Consider the following 20,835-nt stretch of genomic DNA (forward strand, 5'->3'; position numbering starts at 1 on the left):
AATATATAAACAGAGGATTACTAAAATCCTGTATTTATTTTACACTGTCCACGTTAAAATCAAAACATAAACATAAAGCCGAATGCCAGTAATATAGCACCACCCACCGCTTCTCCATAATCCCCCAGATTGCGGCTGACCTTGCGCCCCAGCAACAGACCCAGCATGGCCATCGCTCCTCCGCAAAAGCCAAAGGCCAGGACAGTCAGTACCAGATCACTCTGGAACATCCCTAAAGACACTCCTACAGAAAATGAGTCAATGCTCACCCCAAGCGCAAATAGCAAAAGACCCAAAGGCGACCGATGATCCAACACCTGTACGCCGTCCCCTTTAAAGGAGTTATATACCATATGCCCGCCCAAAAGGATGAGTAATCCCCCTGCGAAATAGGTCGTCACATGGCCTAATAAAGAACTCATATAATGGCCTGTGAACATTCCCAGCAATGGCATCAGAATGTGAAAAAAGCCAATCACAATACTGATGCGCAGCACGTCTCGCAGGCGTATCCCCTTCATACCGATCCCTACGCCCAGCGACAGCGCATCCATCCCTAGCGCTACCGCCATGATCAGAATCGTTACAACCTGCCCAGCATCGGCAGAGGATGCCAGCATATTCATCCCTCCATTGTCCGTCTGTTCTTGTACACGTTATGCGGACAAGGGGCAAATCAGTACAAGCAGGCACTGAAAAGACCCGAAACAGCGACGAGGAAAGAGAAGAAATTAAAAGAAGAAGCTTCATTTTTTACGGATGCTACAGACAGATGATTCGATGACCTGCCGCTTTAAGCAGTCGATTCATAACGGCGTCTCCCAATCCTTTTGGCGGACAGGCTTCCGCCAAAATGTAGGTAACGCCGTCCTCATCGCAGCGGCGCAGCACGCCGTATAGACGTTGCGCCGCCTCATGAAGCGCGTCCAGCCTGCCCAGCGTGTAGACTCGTTCTCCGGCATAGCCGGCGGCATGGTCGTCGAACGCGAGCACCGCTGTGCGCTCTCCGCGCGCGGCAGCCTCCACCAGCGCAGCGCGAATCCAGCCCGTCACTTCATCAGACGACGGGCCTTGTACCACACTCAAGCGGCCTCGCGGCGCATAGTGTGTATACTTCATGCCTGGCGAGCGCGGCGCCAGGCTATCGGCGTCCTGCCCCGGTGTGGCAGCCAACGCCGGGTCCAATACGACGGCGCGAGCAACCGCAGCGAGCTGTTCAGCCGTCACGCCGCCGGGGCGCAGAATGGTGACGGTTCCGTCGTCACCGACTTGCACTACCGTGGACTCCAGTCCCACCCCCGTGGGACCTCCGTCCAAAATGCCGCCGATGCGGCCCTCCAGGTCCTCCAGCACATGCTGTGCCAAGGTAGGACTGGGTCTTCCCGAGCGGTTGGCGCTTGGTGCAGCCAGCGGACAACCGGCCTCCGTGATCAAGCGCAGCGCGATCGGATGATCTGGCATGCGCACACCGACCGTGTCCAGTCCGGCTGTCACACGCGATGATAGTGCCTGTGACACTACTGGCAATACGAGAGTCAGTGGTCCTGGCCAAAAGGCATTCATCAGCGCTCGGGCTGTATCGTTTATTTCTGCTACCATCCCGTTTAATTGAGCAGCATCGGAAATATGGACAATGAGCGGGTTGTCGGAAGGGCGTCCTTTAGCAGCAAATACCGCCTCCACTGCTTTAGTGCTGCGCGCATCAGCTCCTAGTCCGTACACAGTTTCCGTAGGGAAGGCTACCGTCTCTCCAGCCTGAAGAAGTAGGGCGGCCTCTCGTATGCCCTCTTCCGCAGCGATTCGAGCCTGTCCAGCCGAAACTCCGTCAGAACCATTCCCATCAGCGTTATTCACAAAACCAACGGAATCCGCTTTTTCCACCTCAGCAGACGATATAGTTGATATAGTCATATCTTCTTTAGGAACCAAGCACCTTACGTCCCACCAATGTGTTTGAGAAGGCTGTAACGCCTGCTTCTGCGCAGCTTTTTCCTTTTTCACAAGACCTGCGTGCATATCTTGCATTTGATTCACTTTATCGCTCATATTAGATCATCCCATATCTTATTGTCATACAGGCCAGTGCATCTCCCTGATCCTTAAAAATCTACTGTAACAAATCAGTTCAAATTGGCTCTGCCATCTGTATATCTATCGTAAGTTCCATTATAACATATGGGGAAACTTACACTCGTCGTTCTCTTTTACACAGCTCTGGCGAAGCACTTAGGCAAACAAGCCACTCACCCAGCTCCACAGCCCCGTAAGGGCATCCCACAGAAAAAAGCGCACTTCTGGCTCCTTCCCATTCCCCTTCGTTCGACTGTCTCCATGATTCGTTTTTGCCGATACAGTTTGCGCTGCTGCTTCACCACTACCTGCATCAATAAAACACAACGGCGGGAACAGTACACACCACCAATTTTGTCCTTTTCCTTGCCCCAGTGTAACACGAAGCGCCTCATAATTCCCTGCCGGGTAGACAAGCCCCCCGTACATTTTCGTCGGAAAAGGTACACTTGCCAGCTCTACCTGATGAGCATACGCTATACCGCGACGAGCAAGTTCAGCACCTACCAAACGATCAATTTCAGGTAAATGTGCGTCAATCAATACTCTGGCTTGATTCAGGCTTTGTGGATTGTCCAACTCACCTACCCATGTATTCATCTGCTGCACAATAGCGTCCCGTATTTCGCGCTTAACCAACTGATCCTCTGGACGATCGGAATTAGCTAAAATACGCAGTCGAATGGAATCGTGCGGAATGACCTTCAATCCTGTAGTGGTCACTCCAGACGTTACAGCTCCTCTTGCCCCTGTGGTCATCGCAGCATCCGTCTTTTGGCCTTCCCAAGACATCATTAATATCGAAATACAAAAGAGTATCATTGCAACTTGCTTTATCCAACTGCTCATCTTCGTTCCCCCCAAACCCAAACTCTATCATGTCTATCAGTCTGTCCGGTTTGGGAGAGTCTAAACCTATGAATCTCTTAAAAAATCGGGCATCGCAAACTTATCGTCACCTAGAAATATAAAAAAGCCCAGATTTCATAATCTGGACTCTTTCATTTCACCGTTTCATCTCATACAAATCCCCATCAGCTTTTAGCTGCAATTACCTGCACTAAGCTTTTTTCGCCTTCGTCAAGCTTACTCTGGAAGGCTGCGGCAGGTCATCTTCCAGTTCTTGGCCATGGACCTTAATACTCATAACCAGGCCAATACTAGCCATGTTAATAAGCAACGAGGTACCCCCATAGCTTATGAACGGAAGCGTAATTCCCGTAAGTGGCATAATGCCCAGAAACGCACCAATATTCTCAAAAATCTGATACAGCAACATGGACACAATCCCGACAATAATATACGGGCCAGCCCGATCCCGGCATTCCAGTGAAATCAGGATCATTCGATGTATCAATATAAAATATAGCAATAGCAGAACGGATGAACCTACGAATCCAAACTCCTCGGCTACAACTACAAAAATAGAATCCGCATACGTATAAGGAACACGCCCGGACTGTACCGAGGTTCCTTGCAAAAAGCCCTTACCCATCATCCCGCCGGAAGCGATTGCCAGTTTGGCATTTTTGGTATGATAAGATGCCTTCGCGGTTGCTTTATCCGGTACCAGCCAAGGGTCCAAACGCTCTACCCAGTGACTACGGCCAATCCCCTTCATAAAGGAATCAATCTCATCGTGAAACGAAATATACGCTTTGATCCCCCCGCCAACGGCGACTGCAAAAACGATAAACCCGATCAGCGCATGGGATGCCTTCACATTACCAATCCATAGCATACCAATGACGATGACAATGTAACCAAGCGCATTACCCAAGTCATTTTGTGCCATGACCATGGCAAACGGGACAAAGCTGACCAGTGCAACTGGAAGCACATCCTGAACAAAATACAGCTTGCTTTTGCGTTTTTTAACCAGCATGTACGTCAAAAAAATGATAAGAACCAGCTTGAATACCTCAGCAGGCTGAAGATTCAAACCGCCAATTTTCAAGAACCCTTGAGAGTTATTAACCGTCCCGCCAAAAAAGCCGAGAATCAACAGAAAGATTCCGCCTCCATATACATACAAGGCTTTTTTAATGAATATCCGAAAATCGACTATCGCTAAACCCAAGATCACTACAAAGCCCAATATATAATACCCGATCATCTTCTGGTAATCGTTGCCGTGTTCTGCCAGGTTTGTAGGCCCCCTACCAGCACTGTATACCGTTATAATACTAATCGCCATGAGCAAAACCAGAATAAAAATAACCGGACCATCAACTTTTTTCAATTTCTGAAGCATGATTTCCCCCTGAGCCGTTTCTCGGTCATACTCCTCTTATTCTAAAGGAAAGACTCGCAAAAAGAAAATGCAGCATTACTCCGAGACACCAAGGACATGTCGCTCGATCCCAGCAAGGTCAGGAATGATTAAAATATTCCTCCAATGACCTGCCTGTTCCAGTAGATCAGCCACGTCTCTGGCCTGTCCCATCCCCAGCTCAAACCCGATTAGCCGGGGGGGAGTCTGAAGGAGTCCCAACTGCTCTAGCATGGCCCGATACGGGCCAAGCCCGTCAGGACCTCCGTCCAGCGCCATCCGCGGCTCATGGTCGCGCACCTCTGGCTGCAAGCCAGCGATGTCAGCAGCCGGAATATATGGCGGGTTGGACACAAGGATGTCCACCGCCGTGCCCGCAAACGGCCTTAGCAGATCGCCCTCGCGGAATTCTACGGCTGCGCCGTTATGAGCGGCGTTCTGAGCCGCCATTTTGAGCGCAGCGGCAGAAATATCCCCCGCCGCCACGTGCCAGCGCGGCCGCTCAGCTGCCAGCGTCACGGCAATCGCGCCGCTGCCCGTACCGATGTCAAGCGCGTGCGGAGCGCCGCTTGGCCACAGCCGGTCGCCGTGCTGAAGTATCGCTTCGACGAGCAATTCTGTCTCAGGGCGCGGAATCAGCACCGACGGTGAAACTGCGAACGGGCGGCCGTAAAATTCCTGCCGTCCGATAATATACTGCGCCGGTTCTCCCGCAGCTTTGCGGGCGATGATCCGTTCCCATGCCTTCTTGACGGAGGAAGGGAATTGATCACCCAATGCAGCGTAGAATCTCGTTCCCTCCAGCCCAAGCGCATGTTCCAGCAGCAAGCGGGCATTATGCTGCGGCTCCAACACGCCGCAACTTCCTAAAAAAGAAGAAGCCTCAACTAAGGCTTCTCTGATACTCATGTTCCGTTCCGGCGGCATCCGATACACACAATCGCGTTCGTTCCCCAAAACTTAAACCTCTTGTTCCATCAAATCAGCCTGCTCTGCAATGGTGAGTGCTGATACGATTTCTTCGATCTCTCCATTCATCACCTGATCCAGCTTATGCATGGTCAGACCAATGCGATGATCCGTTACACGGCTTTGCGGGAAGTTGTAGGTACGTATACGCTCACTGCGGTCCCCGGTACCTACTTTGCTCTTACGCTCGCCTGCATATTTGGCTTCCTCTTCCTGACGCATCATATCCGAAATACGGGCGCGCAAAACTTGCAGTGCCTTCTCCTTGTTGGAGTTCTGGGACTTGCCGTCCTGACAGGTTGCCACAATACCTGTTGGCATATGCGTTACACGCACCGCCGACTTGGTTGTATTAACGGATTGACCGCCCGCACCACTGGAGCAGAAAGTATCCACGCGGATATCCTTGTCTAAAATTTCGATATCCACTTCCTCTGCCTCTGGCATCACGGACACCGTAGAGGTAGATGTATGAATACGTCCACCGGATTCTGTAGTCGGAATCCGCTGTACACGGTGTGCGCCACTTTCGAATTTCATTTTGCTGTATGCACCGCGTCCGTTAATCATGAAGATAACCTCTTTAAAACCTCCAAGGTCATTCATGTTCGCATCCATCAGCTCTACACGCCAGCCTTGGGCATCTGCATAACGGGTGTACATCCGGTACAAGTCCGCTGCAAACAGTGCGGCCTCGTCACCGCCCGCAGCACCACGAATTTCAATAATAACGTTCTTATCATCATTCGGGTCCTTCGGCAGCAGCAAAATACGAATTTTCTCGTCCAGCTCCCGCTTACGGGCACTCAGTTCTTCAATCTCCATTTTGACCATTTCACGCATCTCGTCGTCCAGCTTTTCAGCCTGCATGGCTTTAGCAGCGTCCAGCTCCTCAACGACAGTTTTATATTCGGTATATGCTTCATAAGCAGGCTGTAAATCAGACTGTTCTTTGGAATAATCTCTAAGTTTTTTGCTATCGTTCGCCACATCCGGATCGCAGAGCAGTTCGCTCAGTTTATCGTAGCGGTCCGCCAATGATTGCAATCGGTCCAACAAGCGATTCACCTCTTCAGTTAAATTAATATGAAACCAGCATAAATTCGCTGGCTACAGCTCTTTATTATAACAACTTTTCGATTAATTAGCTACATAAAATACTTGCTAATTTAGGTTTTTGCAAAAATTCGCAAATCACTTGAAGTCGAATACACCAAATCTCTTTTAGCGCTTTGTATAACAAGCTTCCAACTAAGAAAAAAATGCGAGTCAAATAAAAAGCCGCCGCCCGGGACAGGCAGCGACTACGTAACTGATATATATAGGAAACCCATATACATTCACCTAATATGTTTATATATGACGGATTGTAATATGAAGTGCGACACCTACTGGAAATAAATAAAAAATGGCCCATGGCCGGATTCGTGTAGAATGAAGGTTCCTACACCACATTCACACAAGGAGAATCCACCATGAGCTACACACATCTTAGCATAATCGAGCGCAGCAAGCTAGAAATCCTCCACCAGCAGGGGAAAAGTGCTCGAACCATTGCCAGTGAATTGGGCAGGCATCATGCCACCATTTGCCGAGAACTCCGTCGAAATGAAACGCAGAAGCCCTATTGTGCCGAGCGATCTCAGGAGAGCTATGTCCAGCGACGTAAGTCCTCCGTCCCAGCCGGAAAATGGACACCACAGCAGTCGGTCCTTATTGAAGAAAAGCTTCATGCCACGTGGTCTCCCGAGCAGATCGTAGAACGACTCCGTCAAGAGGGACACCCTGTGGTCTGCTTTAAAACCATCTATCGCTGGCTATATACAGGCCGTTTGGTGAAAGGAGTGCTTGCCGTCCTACGCCACAAAGGTAAACGGCAGAAGCCTGTAGAGACACGCGGCAAGTTCGCTGTGGGTAAGACCATCTCTCAGCGTCCGAAAGAGGTTCGTTCCCGGAAAACCTTCGGTCATTGGGAGCTCGATACGGTCGTCTCGGGCCGTGGGAAAAGCAAGGGCTGCGTAGCTACATTCATCGAACGCAAGACCCGACTGTACACCGCCGTTCCCATGCCTGACCGTACAGCTTTGTCCATGGAAATTGCTTTTGGTGTAGTAGCCTCGCAGTACCCTGACGGTGCATTTCAAACCGCTACTGCAGATCGTGGCAAGGAATTTGCCTGTTACGCCAGCTTGGAAGAAGCTCATGGCCTACAGGTATATTTCGCAGATCCGTATTCTTCCTGGCAACGCGGCTCGAATGAGAATGCCAATGGCCTCTTGCGAGAGTTTTTTCCCAAGGGGACAGATTTTGCGCAAATCACGGATGAAGCCTTGGAGACTGCTCTGCGCTTGATCAACCATAGACCACGAAAATGCTTGGGTTGGAGAACCGCTCACGAATCCTTTTCAGAGGAACTGTCGCACTTAGCTTGACAATCCGTCATATAAACACTGGTACTATACACTGAAATGCATACTAGACATTAAAACGGAAATGCATAACGTCTCCGTCCTGCACCACATATTCCTTGCCTTCCAAACGAAGCTGACCACGTTCTTTGGCCCCGTTCATAGAACCAGCAGCAACCAAATCATCATAGGATACAACCTCAGCGCGAATAAATCCGCGTTCAAAATCCGAGTGGATTACGCCGGCAGCGCCAGGTGCTTTGGTTCCTTTGTGAATCGTCCATGCGCGCACTTCCTGCACACCTGCTGTAAAATACGTATACAGCCCCAACAAGCGGTAAGCTGCTTTGATCAGACGGTTCAGACCGGATTCAGCCAGCCCCAGTTCCTCAAGGAACATTGCCTTGTCTTCGCCTTCCAGTTCGGCAATTTCAGCCTCTACTTTGGCGCTGATCGGTACCACTTCAGCATTTTCCGCTATCGCAAATTCACGTACCTTTTGCACATATGGATTGCTGTCCGCTTCCGTTACACCATCTTCACTGACATTAGCCGCATACAGTACAGGCTTCATCGTGAGCAAATGAAGGTCACGTATAATCAGCTTTTCATCTTCTGTCAATTCTACGCTACGTGCAGGCTTGTCAGCATACAGCGATTCCTTGATCCGCTCCAGCACTTCAACTTCTTGGGCGTACTGCTTGTTACCGCCCTTCATGTTCTTGCGGGAACGCTCAATGCGCTTGTCTACACTTTCGATATCCGCCAGAATCAATTCCAAATTGATCGTTTGAATGTCGCTGATCGGGTCAATTTTGCCGTCCACATGAGTAATATTCTCATCTTCAAAGCAGCGTACCACATGAACAATGGCATCTACTTCACGAATATGAGCCAAAAATTTGTTACCCAAACCCTCACCTTTACTGGCGCCTCGTACAAGTCCAGCAATATCAACAAACTCAAAAGCCGTTGGCACCGTTTTGTTTGGTACTACCAGTTCAGTCAGCTTATCCAGCCGCTCATCCGGTACTTCAACAACTCCTACATTGGGGTCAATTGTACAAAATGGATAGTTTGCGGATTCCGCTCCCGCCTGCGTTATTGCGTTAAACAGTGTTGATTTGCCCACGTTCGGCAAGCCCACGATCCCCGCTTTTAAAGCCATAATCAGAACAACTCCCGTTTATATAAAATATGCGTTATACCATCTGTCAGTTTACCAACCCACATTATATAGGAGAACCTATACATGCGGCAAGCATATGACTGTGAATTTAGGATTTTGCTGCATCCCTATACCCTATTTAGATATTTATTTAGATTTCCTTGCTCATCTGGATATCCGTAACCCGATAACCCGACTTGCGATATACATGCAAAGCCCGCTCATTATGCCCGAATACATGCAGACCGATGCGAACCGCACCCAGCCTCCGAGCTTCTTGTTCCAACGCCTGCATCGTCAACGTACCCAGACCTCGTCCCTGATATGAATCGTAAACGAGAATATCCAGCAAAAAGGCCTCTTTGCCCTGCGTACCTTCTGTAATATTGAACCAGATATATCCCACTTCCTCTGGGCCCTGACCCGCACTAGCTGAATACTCAAGCATGTACAGGTGAGCATGGGGCGTATCTAGCCTTTGCGGCAAATATGTTGCAAAGCTCTCCTTTGCCCGTTCCGGTGCCTCTTCCACCGTCCACGTGCCTGCCTGGATTTTCTCCTCCGCATAATCCGCGAGCGAGCGCTGCTCAAAGCGTTCATATTGCTCGGCGTTCATCGGAACCAACTTGATGAATCCACTCATCCGTTCACCTTCCTTCTTAGTCTGGTCGTATCTTTAAGACCTTCAATCTCTGCTACTCCGATGCCGAACATGACTGTAAGCAATTCCAGCTCCACTTGCTCCAATCGCGCTTCCAGCGCCTCGCTTGAGGCGACCGCCGAGCCAAGCAAAGAGCGACCAAAGCCTGCCATGTCAGCGCCCAAAGCTAGTACCTTCGCAGCATCGACACCATTTTTTAGTCCACCGCTACCGATCAGAGTGCCATTAGGCTGAGCTGCTCTAACCTCCACGATACAATCAGCGGTCGAATTGCCCCAATCCGCAAATGCCTCCGCCGCTGCACGGCGTACAGGATCAGGATTACGAAATTTCTCCACCTGGCTCCAGCTTGTCCCGCCCGCACCAGCCACATCAATAAAAGCGGCGCCTGCATCGTACAATCTCGATGCCGTCTCGCCATCTATGCCCCAGCCTACTTCCTTCACGCCTACAGGCACCGAAAGACGACGACACAACTCTTTGATGCGATCAAGCAGTCCGCTAAAATCCAAATTCCCTTCCGGTTGGAAAATCTCCTGCAATCCGTTCAAGTGCAGCACCAACATATCCGCTCCGGCAATTTCCACTGCACGTTGGCAATCGTCCACACCAAATCCGTAGTTGAGCTGCACTGCTCCCAGATTGGCAAGGATCGGGATGCTGGGCGCTAGACGGCGGACCGCAAAGGTTGAAGCCAATTCCTCTTTTTCCACCGCAGCTCGTACAGAGCCGACGCCCAACGCCCAGCCGCGTCTTTCTGCGGTCTCTGCCAATCGCTCATTAATCGCTCCTGTCTCCGCGCTGCCGCCAGTCATAGAACTGATGAGCAGCGGTGTCCGTACAGCGCGTCCCATAAAAGTTGTATCCAGACGCACCTCGTCAAAATGCAGCTCAGGCAAAGCGCAGTGCTTAAAAGCATAGCGCTCCAGTCCGCTGGTGACCCCATGTCCGGCCACATCTTCTTGCAGACAAAGACGGACATGCTCAATTTTCCGTTCACCTGTCTGCGCAACAGGCAACAAAGAGCCGGATCTGTCTGGGTCGTTAGGTGATCCCTTTATATTTTCAGCATTACTCATCTATGTTTCACCTCACTCACTCAATCACTCTGTTTGTTCCAGATTCATGAAGCACAAATAAGACCGTTCCCGAACACGGTAACCGATCTATTTATTGTCTCCTATTTCAAATATCAGGCTCTTAAAGCAGTTATTTTAAGATATTTTCATTGTATCATGGATGAAAAAATATATACACGACCGTAAACATTTTTTCTCGCCTATGGAATTGAAAAAGCAGTACCTGCTTGAGGTGCTGCTTTTCTGCCTCCTTTAGCCCTTCATCGAATCAGGTATAGGTGTAGTATTTTCTTGCGGTTCCTTAGTACGTCCTTGACCAAGCTTGAATACTAGAATACCGCCGATAATGACGATTACACCGATCAACTTATTTAAGGTAAACGGAATTTTTTCTAATCCCAGCCACCCTAAAGAATCCCATAACAGGGCGGTACCCAATTGTGCCGTCAATACGATGGAGATTGCATAGGTGGGACCCAGTCGCTTCATTCCTTGCACCAGACAGAACACAACGCCGACACCAATCATGCCGCTGAACCAGTACCATGGCTGCATATGCTGTAAAACAAATGTATTTTTTCCTTCAAAAATAAGACTCCCCAGCAAGGAAGCCAAGAACCCCGTTCCCAATACCAATGTCGTGGTGGCCCACGAACCTGTCCGCTCATTCACCTTATTATTGAATATCGTTTGCAGACTGACCAAAGCACCTGCAATAATTGCCAATATAAGTCCTAATAACATATTTAACTCTCCCTTGATAGTCCCTTTATTGTTCCGCATTTATTCAATGCCCTATGATTACAACGATTCATAAATATTATGGCCCGCCAGTTCACTCAAACCTTTTCTGTCCCGAATGACAATGTAGCCTTTTGCCCGTTCAACCAATCCCTCTTCAATCATCTTGCGAATGACACGGTTGAGGTGCCTGTAGCTGGTTCCGATCAAATTTGCCACATCTACCAGACTGGATACCCGCAGTTCCTCATGAAAGTCAGAATTGGATTCGTCAAAAGAAACAGATAGCAGGTAGCTCGCCAGCCTGACTTCCACCGGATACATCAGGTTGAAGCTGGAGAAATCAGAATCCAGGCAAAATTTTCGCGTGACAATATCCAATAGGAACTGTAGTAATGGAGCATAATCTCTGCCGTACTTATTCATCCATTGATGATGGACACCAATCACATAAATCGGCGACACGGCCTCTACTGTATTGATGACATGACTACCACGAATATATTCAACATCGCCTATAACCTCGATCGGTGTTTTAAAACAAAGGATTAGCGTCTTTCCTTCTGTAGAGTTGGTAAAAATTTTAACCTTGCCCTGCACCAGAATATACAGATGTTCAATGGCATCCCCCTGCGAACAGAGCTTTTCCCCTTGCTCCAAACGGTGCAGCGACAAATGGGGATGTAGCGGCTCGTAGAGTACGGATTCTAACTGATGCAGCTGCAAAAAATATTTCAGCTGCTCTTGATCCTGTATTTCTCTCATTCCTTAGCTCACCTTCAATTTCTACGGCCTAAGCTTTTTCTGTAATAAAGTTCTACTTTAAAGCTTCAAAATAATGACACCCGCGATCATCATACCAATACCTATAAATTGTGGCAGCTTCATCTTTTGCTTCACGATGCCAAACCATCCCTTGATGTCTACCATAAAAGTTAAACATAACTGAGCTATCAACAGCGCCGAGATTGTGAATGTAACTCCAATATGTTGGATTGCTGTGACTTCACTAAATATAATGATAGCCGCAAAAGCACCGCCCCAAAGATACATCGGCTTTACCTGCTTCATTTCAGCCACACGGCCATCCTTTGTAAACATCCAAACGAATGCTGCCAAAATAAAACCTATGAGCTGAGTAACCGTAGCCGCCTGCCATGTCCCGATATCGTGACTAATCCATGTATTCGCTACCCCCTGTAGCGTAATACAAGCGCCTCCTAGAAAAGCAAACAAGATTCCTCTCATAAATCGTTATTCTCCCCATATCAATGACTTTTGTTATCTATTTAAGTATAGGTCAGCCTGCCCATAAAGGACATATGTCCTCAATTAATAAAACGTTCTCCATTTCATTCCGTTCAGCATGCCGCTTCAATTCGGTAGACTTGCGTTAATAAATTAGACAGTATCTAATCATAACCCTCATGTTGGGACACGATAAAACGGAATGCAGCACACAATTGAGGAGCTGATCGTCATATGACTAAACAAAATCCGCTGCCTTCTGCGCCGGAATCTCATAAAAAATCCATGCACAAGGGCCGTGCTCTTAAAATCGCCATTCTGGTGCTGATCCTCTGGTTGATTGCCGTCATGCTGTATCAAACTCATAAACCACTGCCTCCGTTCGTCTCTTATGAAAGTCAGGAGTATTCCACGAACGAGGTAAACTTTTGGACGGATTTGACCTACCCAACCGGGGATGGAAGCAGTGTACAACATGAAGGGCAAATTTTGAATCGTATGCTACGCATCATTGATGACGCCCAGCAATTTATCGTCATTGATCTGTTTCTGTTCAACGATTATAAGCATAAAGGCCAGCACTTCCCTGAAGTCAGCGAACAAATGGCCCATCATCTTATCGCTAAAAAGAAAGCCCATCCTGATATGCCTATCTTTTTCATTACAGATGAAGTCAATACCAATTATAACTCTGCTCCCAATCCTTTGTTAGAGAATATGAAGCGAGTAGGGATTCAGGTCGTGCAGACTGATGTAGACCCGTTGCGGGACTCCACGCCCCTCTATTCAGCCGTGTGGCGTACCTTTTTTCAATGGTTCGGGCAGCAGGGCACTGGCTGGATTCCCAATCTGATGGCCAGTGACGGACCTGATGTTACGGCACGCTCCTATTTAAAGCTGTTAAACGTCAAGGCTAATCACCGAAAATTGGTTGCCAACGAACAAACTGCGCTTATTTCTTCAGGCAATGTTCACGACGCAAGTGCCTATCATTCCAATATTGCCCTGGAGGTAAAGGGACCGATCATTGCAGATATTTTACAAACAGAGCAGGCGATATTGGACTTCTCGGGTGGAGGACAACTTCCTGCGTATACGCCTCAAACAGCACACCTAGTCCCGTCAGGGAAGGACAGCTACCGGATCAAATATCTCACGGAAGGCAAAGTGTATACCTCCGTTCTGAATGGTATTAAGCAGACGAAGCAAGGGGACAGCATTCATATGGGCATGTTTTATCTAGCTGACCGTAAAGTATTGAATAGTCTGCTGGATGCCTCGGCACGCGGTGTAAACATCCAATTGCTGTTGGACCCCAATGATAATGCGTTTGGACAAGAAAAAATAGGCATACCTAATCGTCCGGTTGCCCAAGAGTTGTCCGATAAATCAAATGGAAACATTCAAATTCGCTGGTATCATACTACCGATGAGCAATTTCATACCAAGCTGATTTATATTGCCAAGGCACAAGGAGAGCACTTGATTTGGGGTGGCTCTACAAATTTGACCCCCCGTAATTTGGATGATTTAAATTTGGAGAATGAATTGTGGGTGGCCGCTCCGGCGGACAGCAAGCTGACCCGACAGGTGGCGGCCTATTTTGATAAACTTTGGAATAATCGGGGAGCTGAATACAGTCTGGATTTGGCAGCTTACGAGGATCATTCAACATTTTGGAAAGATATTATATACCGTCTCCAGGATATTTTAGGCTTTACTACATTTTAACGTGGAGATTACGACTGTAGCCCATTCGTTGAAGCCTACAATAGCGGTGAAAGCAGACGAGCGAGCGATTCCATTAAACGTTTGAACAGACGCTTCTTCATGAATTCCTCGCGTACGATCAAGCTGGCATTGTGCAAATCCCGCTCATAGTCGTTCACCATCTGCTGCACACTGTGGGTTTGAATCAATAGAGCGTTCACTTCAAAATTCAAATGAAAGCTGCGCATATCCATATTGGCTGTCCCAATAGTCGCAACCTCCCCGTCAATAATGAGAAGCTTGGAGTGAAGGAACCCTTTTTCATATTCATATACCTTGACTCCAACCTCAAGCAACGATTGGAAGTACGAGTGGGATGCGAGAAAAGGCAGCCATTTATCCGGTTTTGCGGGAAACAGAATACGCACGTCCAATCCGGATAGAGCAGCCATGCGCAAAGCAGTCAGGATATCTTCATCCGGGATAAAATACGGAGTGGCAATCCAGACGGATTTTCGGGCAGATGTGATCATGGAGAAAAACAGATTTTTAAGCACTCTCCGCTCATTATCCGGGCCGCTGGCAATAATCTGTACGCCGCCGTCCGTGATCGGTTCAATATCGGGAGACAGATATTCGCGATCCAGCACGGATTCGCCCGTCATATGAAGCCAATCCTGTAAAAATATAAGTTGCAACGTCCGCACCGCTTCGCCCTTCACAATCATATGCGTGTCACGCCAGAAGCCGTAGGCTTTGTTGCGGCTGAGATACTCATCTCCTACATTTAGGCCACCGATTAACCCGATATTACCGTCGATAACTACAATTTTACGGTGATTACGGTAGTTTACCCGGCTGGAGAAGAACAAGATCCGGGCGCCGCCGTATGCGACAACCTCTACTCCTGCATCTTTCATTTCCTTCAAAAATGCTTTCGATAACTGAATACTACCGACCGCATCGTACATAAATCGAACCTTAACACCCGCTTTAGCCTTTTCGATCAAAATTTTCTGAATGCTGGTACCGATATCATCCGACCGGAAAATGTAATATTCCATATGGATATGATGCTGCGCCTTGCGCAGTTCTTCCAGCAGCGTGGAGAAAGTTTCATCTCCATTATTCAGAATTTTAGTTTCTGTCGCAAAATAAATCGGGGAGCGGGCCAATCTCCGGGCCAGACGCATCAACTGCTGCTGCTCATCTGTAAAGCAGGTCAGATCTCGCTTGACCCGCAAAGCATCCTTTTCGATACGCTCGTACGCCTGTTGGTCACGCAATGCCTTTTTGTCATACTTACGACGCTTGAATACATTTTGCCCAAACAAAAAGTAAAGAGGAAGTCCAACAACTGGCAGCAACGCCAGCAACAAAATCCAGGACATAGTAGTGGAAGGATTACGATTCTCCGAAAAAATAATCAGACTTATGGAAATAACCGTCAGAGTAGAGAAAATACTGATGACAGTTCCTTCATTTTTGCCGATGTAATTAAACAAGCCAAAATAATAAATAATAAACACCAGAACCGCAATCAATACGGCCAGTAAGCTCCGCCTCATAACTAACCTCACTTCCAGTGGACTGCATTTAAACAGGTATTCTTCATTATATTGTACATGAGCCCCTTATTTCTTCCCACTTATTTATTTAAATGTTGATTAAAAAAGTGCACAGCACATAACGAAATGTCTTGGTGTTGACACTTACTTTTTTTCATGCAAAAATAAACTAACGAACGTTAGGTAGGTGATAATATTGGGGATGGAAGAGATTCGAAAGGCCGCTCTTTTCCAATTTGCCGCCAATGGGTATGAGGGAGCATCCTTGAGCAGTATTGCCGCCGAGGTTGGAATCCGAAAACCGTCTATATATGCGCACTTTCAGGGTAAGGAGGATCTGTTTTTGCAGGTGGCAAGGTATGCGTTTCAAGAGCAGAATTTACGTATTTTTCAATACTTTACGGAACGCAAAGAACAATCGCTGGAGCATACACTGCATGACTTCCTCTTCTGGATGGAGCAGGAATATGAGAGCAATAACTCAGCCAAGTTTATGCTTCGTTTTTCCTTCTTTCCACCTGTATCTTTATATAACGAGGTACTGAATATTGTGAATCCCTTTCTCGATAAAATGGAGCGAAAATTAACTCGTCGCCTCCGAAATGCACGGGATCGGGAACCTTTTGCACATATGAAACCAGCGGATATGGCTTTAGCCTACATGACATTGGTGGATGGAATTATAGTAGAGCTGCTGTACAGCGGAAGTACCAACTACCACCGAAGGTTAAACGCGGCATGGCCTATTTTTTGGCGTGGGATTACGTTAACTTCATCTCATGAAGGCTCAAGCAGTCTGAATTGTAAAATATAGTAAATCAAGGAGAACATTCATCATGAATCGCAGTTGGATTTACGTTTTTGTTGGAGGCCTGATTGAGGTCGTATGGGTATCAGGTTTGAAGCATGCAGATTCTGTACTCACCTGGGCTGTAACTGTGCTGGCTGTGTTGGCCAGCTTTTATTTAATCATGAAGGCTGCAAAACGCCTGCCTGTAGGCACGGTGTATGCTGTATTTACCGGACTGGGCACAGGGGGAACCGTCGTAGGCGAAATGCTGCTATTCGGGGAACCGTTTCAATGGTCCAAAACGCTGTTAATCGCCCTTTTGCTAGCAGGTGTGATCGGCTTGAAGTTAGTTACCGATCGTGATGCTCAGGAAGGGAGTGGTGCCTAAATGGCTTGGATTGCACTGGTTATTGCGGGATGTTCGGAAGTGCTTGGAGTCATCGGCATGAAGGGAGTTACGGTCGGCAAAGGGTGGAAGGCTTTGGCACTTATGATCCTATCCTTTATTCTTAGCTTTTCTCTGCTCAGCTACGCCATGAAAAGTTTGCCCATGGGAACCTCCTATGCCGTATGGACAGGCATCGGGACGGTCGGTAGTACAGTTACAGGCATGTTCTTGTACGGTGAGCAAAAAAGCGTACTGCGTGTTTTATTCATCGCCATGATTCTGGCCGCAGCACTGGGCTTAAAGCTGATTTCTTAAAGGAGTGATGCCTTGTGATTACCACCGTAACGCTTAACGCAGCCGTGGATAAAATCTACACGGTTGCAGGCTTTGGACTGAATGCCGTCCACCGCATTGAAGGTGGCCTGACAGTGCCTGGCGGCAAGGGCGTAAATGCCGCTCGTGTCATTCGCACGCTAGGTCAGCCTGTGCGAGCGACCGGGTTTGTAGCCGGGCACACGGGGCGGCTGCTCATCGACGGGTTGAGCGCGGAAGGCGTAAGCGCCGATTTCATCGAAACGGCACACGGGGAAACCCGTCTCGCCATTACCGTGCTCGACCCGGCAGCCCGCACGCAGACCGAGCTGATTGAGAGCGGCCCGACCGTTGGTCCGCTTGAACTAGCCGCGCTGCGGCGCAAAATTGCGACCCTTGCCGAGGATTCGGCTTGGGTCGTTCTCTCCGGCAGCCTGCCACCCGACTGCCCGCCCGATCTGTACGCCGAGCTGTGCACGCTGGCGAAGGAGCACGGCGCGCGGGTGGCGCTGGACGCGAGCGGTGAGGCGCTGCGCTTGGGCCTGCGCGGAAAGCCTGACCTCGTGAAGCCTAACGAGGACGAGGCTGCCCGCTTCGCGGGAATCGACGCCGCGCGCCCGGATGCCGCTGAAGCGGCGGCCTCGCAGCTGCTGGAAGCCGGAGCGCAGCTGGCCGTCATCTCGCTCGGCGCGCGCGGGGCACTCGCGGTAACGCGCGATGCACGCTACCGCGTAAGCCTGCCGGACGCGGACATTGTCAGCGCGCTCGGCAGCGGTGACGCCATGGTCGCCGGGCTGGTTAGCGGCGCGGTGGCGGGGCTGGATCTCCCTGCCATGCTACGGCAGGGAGCAGCTTGCGGCACGGCGGCGGCTCTGCACGCCATGGCTGGCAAAATCGAGCTCCAGGACGTGGAGCGTCTGGAGCAGGGAATTAAGGTGGCGCTGTTATAATTCAGCGTCACCTTTTTTATCCAACCATTCACCTAATTTAATGTCACAAATAATAGCTTTCCGAACCAATGAATGTTCCAAATATGCGTTTCTCAGCTGACTTACAGCAAAATCCTATTTTGCCCACGGAGCAAGAACCTTTGTGGAACCCAATCAGCTTACACTTGGTGAACCCCCTTTGGTTGTAACAAACGCCTTAGTCCACAGCCCTAATGGTGAGATTATTGAATTTATCGAGGATGTTGATTTTGATATGTCCCTATCGAAAAAAAAGTAGCTCACGTAGCTATTATGACCTAAATCCCCTTGGAAAAATTAAACTATTCCTAAGTATATCCGATATATTGATTATCGCTTGGTTAAAGGAGTAGATTATCATTTCAATTGATTTTAATGTGTATTGGTTTCATTTTAGCTCCGATCTGCTCATGCCGTTGTTCAGTTTGATCGGTCTGCTGTTCATCTATTTTGGATTTAAAACGATTCGTCGCCATCGTTATCGTAAACGCCACTGGGTCCGTACCAAAGGGCAAATCGTAGATGCTCATATCGAAGTAGACGTAGATGTCGTTCCTTTTGACCGTGACGATCCGGTAGATACCAGCTACACCCGCCGATTAAAGGTACGCTTCTATACAGCTTCAGGTGAAGCCGTGGAATTCTGGAATCCTTATAGTACCAATCTCAGCCTCAACCGGGTTGGCAGCAAGATTAAGGTACTATACAATCCGGCCAACCCTCGGGACGCCCGAATTGCTGGCGGTGTCAATGGTGCAGGCTGTCTGGCCTTTATGTTGTTTTTGATCGGTGTCCCCTTTGCTTTGAGCGGGGTATTGACGATATTAAAATTTTTCTTCTAACAAGGTCCGGATCACATACTGTTCATAAAATTTATGGCCATATAAATGGCCAGCCCCAAAATAATCAGTGCTGATATTTTGTTGAGCACAGTACCAAAATTTCCTTCTGAATCCATGCGTCCTACAAGCCGCCCTGCCGTTGCCAGACCCACAAACCATATCCACGATACGGACACAGCGGCCAGACCGAAGGCCCAGCGTTCCACGCCATTATATTGCAGGGAGCTGGTTCCAATTACACCAACTGTGTCGAGTATGGCATGTGGATTCAGTAGCGATACCGAGGCAGCAAAAACCATCTGGCGTTTTGGCAGCATCGGCTGACTTTCTCCCGAGGAAGCAGCCTGCGAGTTCCAAAGAGTCCAGGCCATATACAGTAAAAACAAACAGCCTGCTGCATAAAGCACATTCGTGAGCCATAAAAATTGCTGCAAAATGAGGGATACGCCCCCAACGGCAAGCGTAATCAGGATGGTGTCACAAACACCTGCTGTAATGACAGCAGGCAGTGCATTGCGAAACCGCGACTGGGACGCCCCCTGATTAAACACAAACACATTTTGTACCCCTAAAGGCAGAATCAACCCCAATGCCAACAAAACGGCATGAATAATAGCTTCTAGCATGTTATGTACTCCCCCAAGAATCATCACATATCCTCTCTCTCATCTTCCACTATTCCTTTCTGTCTCGATACGTCTTCTGTACACTCCAATTGTTTCACGATAAGCTGGTAGTCTTGTGGATAGTTCATGTTGAACACAGCTTGCTTCCACATGTCTAGGCTCGCCCCCGGCCATTCACCAGCTCTCTCATAATGAACGTTCAAGGAATTCAGCCAGTCGATCAGACGCAGGCTTCCACTCCGTAAACATTGCTCCGCAGACGGCAGTACACTTCGATGATATACTCCCAGCAACGGATGTATACGTCCATCCACAGATGCAATCACCGCCTGTAATGCTGGCTGTGTTGACTGAGGAAATAGGTCATTTTCATAAAACGGTACCTGTTCTCTTTGCGCATGTTTTTGTTCACTCGCTACCTTTTGTGCAGCTGTCCAGTTCGTTGCGTGAGAAAGTAAAGCCTGCAATATCTCTGGCTGCACAAAGGGCATATCGCAGGCTACGACGATCCCCCATTCCGTTTTGGAAGCAGAAAGTCCTGCATGGATACCGCTCAAAGGCCCCAAACCGGGATATAGATCTGCCGTCGTTTCCAGCCCAAGTTCTCTATATTGTTGTGTATCCCGCGTTACCACAATAACTCGCCTCGCAACTTTTCCTAGCACAGCAGCGATTCTCTCCAGTATCGTAACTCCTTCGAACTGGAGCAGTGCTTTGTTCTGGCCCATTCTGCTAGAACGTCCACCTGCCACGATAATTCCGGTCACCTCCACCATCACCATCGCACCTCCTTTTTTCCTAAAAAACGATCATGAAACAGCGGTAGCTCTAATAATAGCATTTATTATAAAGCATAAAAACTTTGTAACCCGCAAAACATCTGTGTGAACTAACCATATATGGACTCCAATGCGACAATTCATCTGTATATCGCGTTTTAGAACTACAAAAATTAAAGCTAACAATATAAAGCAGTAATTATTAATTCATTTAAATCAATATCAAACTAGTATAA

At 48.5% G+C, this 20,835-nt stretch carries 22 protein-coding genes and 1 pseudogene; 8 read left to right on the forward strand and 15 right to left on the reverse strand.

Going from position 1 to position 20,835, the window contains the following annotated elements:
* Positions 1 to 59: 59 nt before the first annotated feature.
* The 6 genes from FKV70_RS07820 to prfA form a co-directional block, all read right to left on the reverse strand.
* Positions 60 to 620, reverse strand: a complete 561-nt coding sequence (locus FKV70_RS07820) for a manganese efflux pump MntP (protein WP_142612450.1) — start codon at positions 618 to 620, stop codon at positions 60 to 62.
* A 142-nt stretch (positions 621 to 762) separates the two neighbouring features.
* Positions 763 to 2,046 (reverse strand): L-threonylcarbamoyladenylate synthase, encoded by a 1,284-nt coding sequence (locus tag FKV70_RS07825; RefSeq protein ID WP_142612451.1) that lies wholly within the window; start codon positions 2,044 to 2,046, stop codon positions 763 to 765.
* 180 nt (positions 2,047 to 2,226) lie between these two features.
* Positions 2,227 to 2,919 carry a stage II sporulation protein R gene (spoIIR, locus tag FKV70_RS07830; RefSeq protein ID WP_142612452.1) on the reverse strand — a complete coding sequence of 231 codons (693 nt, stop codon included), beginning with the start codon at positions 2,917 to 2,919 and terminating at the stop codon, positions 2,227 to 2,229.
* A gap of 211 nt (positions 2,920 to 3,130) precedes the next feature.
* Positions 3,131 to 4,324 carry an FtsW/RodA/SpoVE family cell cycle protein gene (locus FKV70_RS07835; protein ID WP_063213849.1) on the reverse strand — a complete coding sequence of 398 codons (1,194 nt, stop codon included), beginning with the start codon at positions 4,322 to 4,324 and terminating at the stop codon, positions 3,131 to 3,133.
* A gap of 75 nt (positions 4,325 to 4,399) precedes the next feature.
* The gene (gene prmC / locus FKV70_RS07840; protein ID WP_142612453.1) at positions 4,400 to 5,299 is read right to left on the reverse strand and encodes a peptide chain release factor N(5)-glutamine methyltransferase; all 900 of its coding nucleotides are present in this window, start codon (positions 5,297 to 5,299) and stop codon (positions 4,400 to 4,402) included.
* A gap of 3 nt (positions 5,300 to 5,302) precedes the next feature.
* Complete coding sequence (gene prfA / locus FKV70_RS07845) at positions 5,303 to 6,370, reverse strand: peptide chain release factor 1 (RefSeq protein WP_063213847.1); 1,068 nt, start codon at positions 6,368 to 6,370, stop codon at positions 5,303 to 5,305.
* 416 nt (positions 6,371 to 6,786) lie between these two features.
* Here prfA and FKV70_RS07850 point away from each other — a divergent pair, with 416 nt between their 5' ends.
* Entirely contained in the window at positions 6,787 to 7,743 is a 957-nt protein-coding gene (locus tag FKV70_RS07850; protein ID WP_142612454.1) for an IS30 family transposase, read from the forward strand.
* A gap of 43 nt (positions 7,744 to 7,786) precedes the next feature.
* Here FKV70_RS07850 and ychF read toward each other — a convergent pair whose 3' ends face one another.
* From ychF to FKV70_RS07880, 6 genes are all read right to left on the reverse strand, one after another.
* Complete coding sequence (gene ychF / locus FKV70_RS07855) at positions 7,787 to 8,887, reverse strand: redox-regulated ATPase YchF (RefSeq protein WP_064797779.1); 1,101 nt, start codon at positions 8,885 to 8,887, stop codon at positions 7,787 to 7,789.
* A 151-nt stretch (positions 8,888 to 9,038) separates the two neighbouring features.
* A complete protein-coding gene (locus FKV70_RS07860; RefSeq protein WP_142612455.1) occupies positions 9,039 to 9,530 on the reverse strand; it encodes a GNAT family N-acetyltransferase in 492 nt (163 codons plus the stop codon).
* Positions 9,527 to 10,627 (reverse strand): type 2 isopentenyl-diphosphate Delta-isomerase, encoded by a 1,101-nt coding sequence (gene fni, locus FKV70_RS07865; RefSeq protein ID WP_142612456.1) that lies wholly within the window; start codon positions 10,625 to 10,627, stop codon positions 9,527 to 9,529. Before fni ends, FKV70_RS07860 begins: the two co-directional genes overlap by 4 nt.
* A 252-nt stretch (positions 10,628 to 10,879) precedes the next feature.
* Complete coding sequence (locus FKV70_RS07870) at positions 10,880 to 11,371, reverse strand: DMT family transporter (protein ID WP_142612457.1); 492 nt, start codon at positions 11,369 to 11,371, stop codon at positions 10,880 to 10,882.
* Positions 11,372 to 11,428: 57 nt separating this feature from the next.
* A complete protein-coding gene (locus tag FKV70_RS07875; protein ID WP_142612458.1) occupies positions 11,429 to 12,133 on the reverse strand; it encodes a Crp/Fnr family transcriptional regulator in 705 nt (234 codons plus the stop codon).
* Positions 12,134 to 12,190: 57 nt separating this feature from the next.
* Entirely contained in the window at positions 12,191 to 12,616 is a 426-nt protein-coding gene (locus FKV70_RS07880) for a DMT family transporter (protein WP_142612459.1), read from the reverse strand.
* A 234-nt stretch (positions 12,617 to 12,850) separates the two neighbouring features.
* On the opposite strand from FKV70_RS07880, the gene FKV70_RS07885 reads away from it, so the two are divergent.
* On the forward strand, positions 12,851 to 14,347 hold the full coding sequence (locus tag FKV70_RS07885) for a phospholipase D family protein (protein WP_142612460.1): 1,497 nt from the start codon (positions 12,851 to 12,853) through the stop codon (positions 14,345 to 14,347).
* 35 nt (positions 14,348 to 14,382) lie between these two features.
* On the opposite strand, the gene cls is transcribed toward FKV70_RS07885, so the two are convergent.
* Positions 14,383 to 15,894: a cardiolipin synthase gene (gene cls / locus FKV70_RS07890; RefSeq protein WP_142612461.1), complete on the reverse strand. Its 1,512-nt coding sequence runs from the start codon at positions 15,892 to 15,894 to the stop codon at positions 14,383 to 14,385.
* A gap of 196 nt (positions 15,895 to 16,090) precedes the next feature.
* Between cls and FKV70_RS07895 the strand changes: the two genes are divergently transcribed.
* From FKV70_RS07895 to FKV70_RS07920, 6 genes and pseudogenes are all read left to right on the forward strand, one after another.
* Positions 16,091 to 16,708 carry a TetR/AcrR family transcriptional regulator gene (locus FKV70_RS07895; protein ID WP_063213838.1) on the forward strand — a complete coding sequence of 206 codons (618 nt, stop codon included), beginning with the start codon at positions 16,091 to 16,093 and terminating at the stop codon, positions 16,706 to 16,708.
* Positions 16,709 to 16,730: 22 nt separating this feature from the next.
* On the forward strand, positions 16,731 to 17,072 hold the full coding sequence (locus FKV70_RS07900) for a DMT family transporter (protein ID WP_063213837.1): 342 nt from the start codon (positions 16,731 to 16,733) through the stop codon (positions 17,070 to 17,072).
* Complete coding sequence (locus FKV70_RS07905; RefSeq protein WP_063213836.1) at positions 17,073 to 17,387, forward strand: DMT family transporter; 315 nt, start codon at positions 17,073 to 17,075, stop codon at positions 17,385 to 17,387.
* Between the two features lie 14 nt (positions 17,388 to 17,401).
* Complete coding sequence (locus tag FKV70_RS07910) at positions 17,402 to 18,334, forward strand: 1-phosphofructokinase family hexose kinase (protein ID WP_142612462.1); 933 nt, start codon at positions 17,402 to 17,404, stop codon at positions 18,332 to 18,334.
* A gap of 124 nt (positions 18,335 to 18,458) precedes the next feature.
* Positions 18,459 to 18,611 (forward strand): annotated as a pseudogene (locus FKV70_RS26500) (VOC family protein); the annotation flags it as partial.
* 118 nt (positions 18,612 to 18,729) lie between these two features.
* On the forward strand, positions 18,730 to 19,194 hold the full coding sequence (locus FKV70_RS07920; RefSeq protein ID WP_142612463.1) for a DUF3592 domain-containing protein: 465 nt from the start codon (positions 18,730 to 18,732) through the stop codon (positions 19,192 to 19,194).
* Between the two features lie 11 nt (positions 19,195 to 19,205).
* On the opposite strand, the gene FKV70_RS07925 is transcribed toward FKV70_RS07920, so the two are convergent.
* Together FKV70_RS07925 and mobA are read right to left on the reverse strand one after the other, a co-directional pair.
* On the reverse strand, positions 19,206 to 19,820 hold the full coding sequence (locus FKV70_RS07925) for a LysE/ArgO family amino acid transporter (protein ID WP_142612464.1): 615 nt from the start codon (positions 19,818 to 19,820) through the stop codon (positions 19,206 to 19,208).
* Between the two features lie 23 nt (positions 19,821 to 19,843).
* A complete protein-coding gene (gene mobA / locus FKV70_RS07930) occupies positions 19,844 to 20,596 on the reverse strand; it encodes a molybdenum cofactor guanylyltransferase (RefSeq protein WP_208738398.1) in 753 nt (250 codons plus the stop codon).
* Positions 20,597 to 20,835 lie beyond the last annotated feature (239 nt).

Source organism: Paenibacillus ottowii, assembly GCF_006874425.1.
GTDB classification, from domain to species: Bacteria; Bacillota; Bacilli; order Paenibacillales; family Paenibacillaceae; genus Paenibacillus; species Paenibacillus ottowii.

Excerpts from the sequence above, each read along its gene's own strand:
- ychF (WP_064797779.1), bottom strand. The coding sequence starts at position 8,887 with ATGGCTTTAAAAGCGGGGATCGTGGGCTTGCCGAACGTGGGCAAATCA.
- FKV70_RS07850 (WP_142612454.1), top strand. The coding sequence starts at position 6,787 with ATGAGCTACACACATCTTAGCATAATCGAGCGCAGCAAGCTAGAAATC.
- FKV70_RS07860 (WP_142612455.1), bottom strand. The coding sequence starts at position 9,530 with ATGAGTGGATTCATCAAGTTGGTTCCGATGAACGCCGAGCAATATGAA.
- FKV70_RS07825 (WP_142612451.1), bottom strand. The coding sequence starts at position 2,046 with ATGAGCGATAAAGTGAATCAAATGCAAGATATGCACGCAGGTCTTGTG.
- FKV70_RS07880 (WP_142612459.1), bottom strand. The coding sequence starts at position 12,616 with ATGAGAGGAATCTTGTTTGCTTTTCTAGGAGGCGCTTGTATTACGCTA.
- FKV70_RS07885 (WP_142612460.1), top strand. The coding sequence starts at position 12,851 with ATGACTAAACAAAATCCGCTGCCTTCTGCGCCGGAATCTCATAAAAAA.
- spoIIR (WP_142612452.1), bottom strand. The coding sequence starts at position 2,919 with ATGAGCAGTTGGATAAAGCAAGTTGCAATGATACTCTTTTGTATTTCG.
- FKV70_RS07870 (WP_142612457.1), bottom strand. The coding sequence starts at position 11,371 with ATGTTATTAGGACTTATATTGGCAATTATTGCAGGTGCTTTGGTCAGT.
- mobA (WP_208738398.1), bottom strand. The coding sequence starts at position 20,596 with ATGGTGGAGGTGACCGGAATTATCGTGGCAGGTGGACGTTCTAGCAGA.
- FKV70_RS07900 (WP_063213837.1), top strand. The coding sequence starts at position 16,731 with ATGAATCGCAGTTGGATTTACGTTTTTGTTGGAGGCCTGATTGAGGTC.
- FKV70_RS07875 (WP_142612458.1), bottom strand. The coding sequence starts at position 12,133 with ATGAGAGAAATACAGGATCAAGAGCAGCTGAAATATTTTTTGCAGCTG.
- cls (WP_142612461.1), bottom strand. The coding sequence starts at position 15,894 with ATGAGGCGGAGCTTACTGGCCGTATTGATTGCGGTTCTGGTGTTTATT.
- fni (WP_142612456.1), bottom strand. The coding sequence starts at position 10,627 with ATGAGTAATGCTGAAAATATAAAGGGATCACCTAACGACCCAGACAGA.
- FKV70_RS07925 (WP_142612464.1), bottom strand. The coding sequence starts at position 19,820 with ATGCTAGAAGCTATTATTCATGCCGTTTTGTTGGCATTGGGGTTGATT.
- FKV70_RS07820 (WP_142612450.1), bottom strand. The coding sequence starts at position 620 with ATGCTGGCATCCTCTGCCGATGCTGGGCAGGTTGTAACGATTCTGATC.
- FKV70_RS07835 (WP_063213849.1), bottom strand. The coding sequence starts at position 4,324 with ATGCTTCAGAAATTGAAAAAAGTTGATGGTCCGGTTATTTTTATTCTG.
- FKV70_RS07905 (WP_063213836.1), top strand. The coding sequence starts at position 17,073 with ATGGCTTGGATTGCACTGGTTATTGCGGGATGTTCGGAAGTGCTTGGA.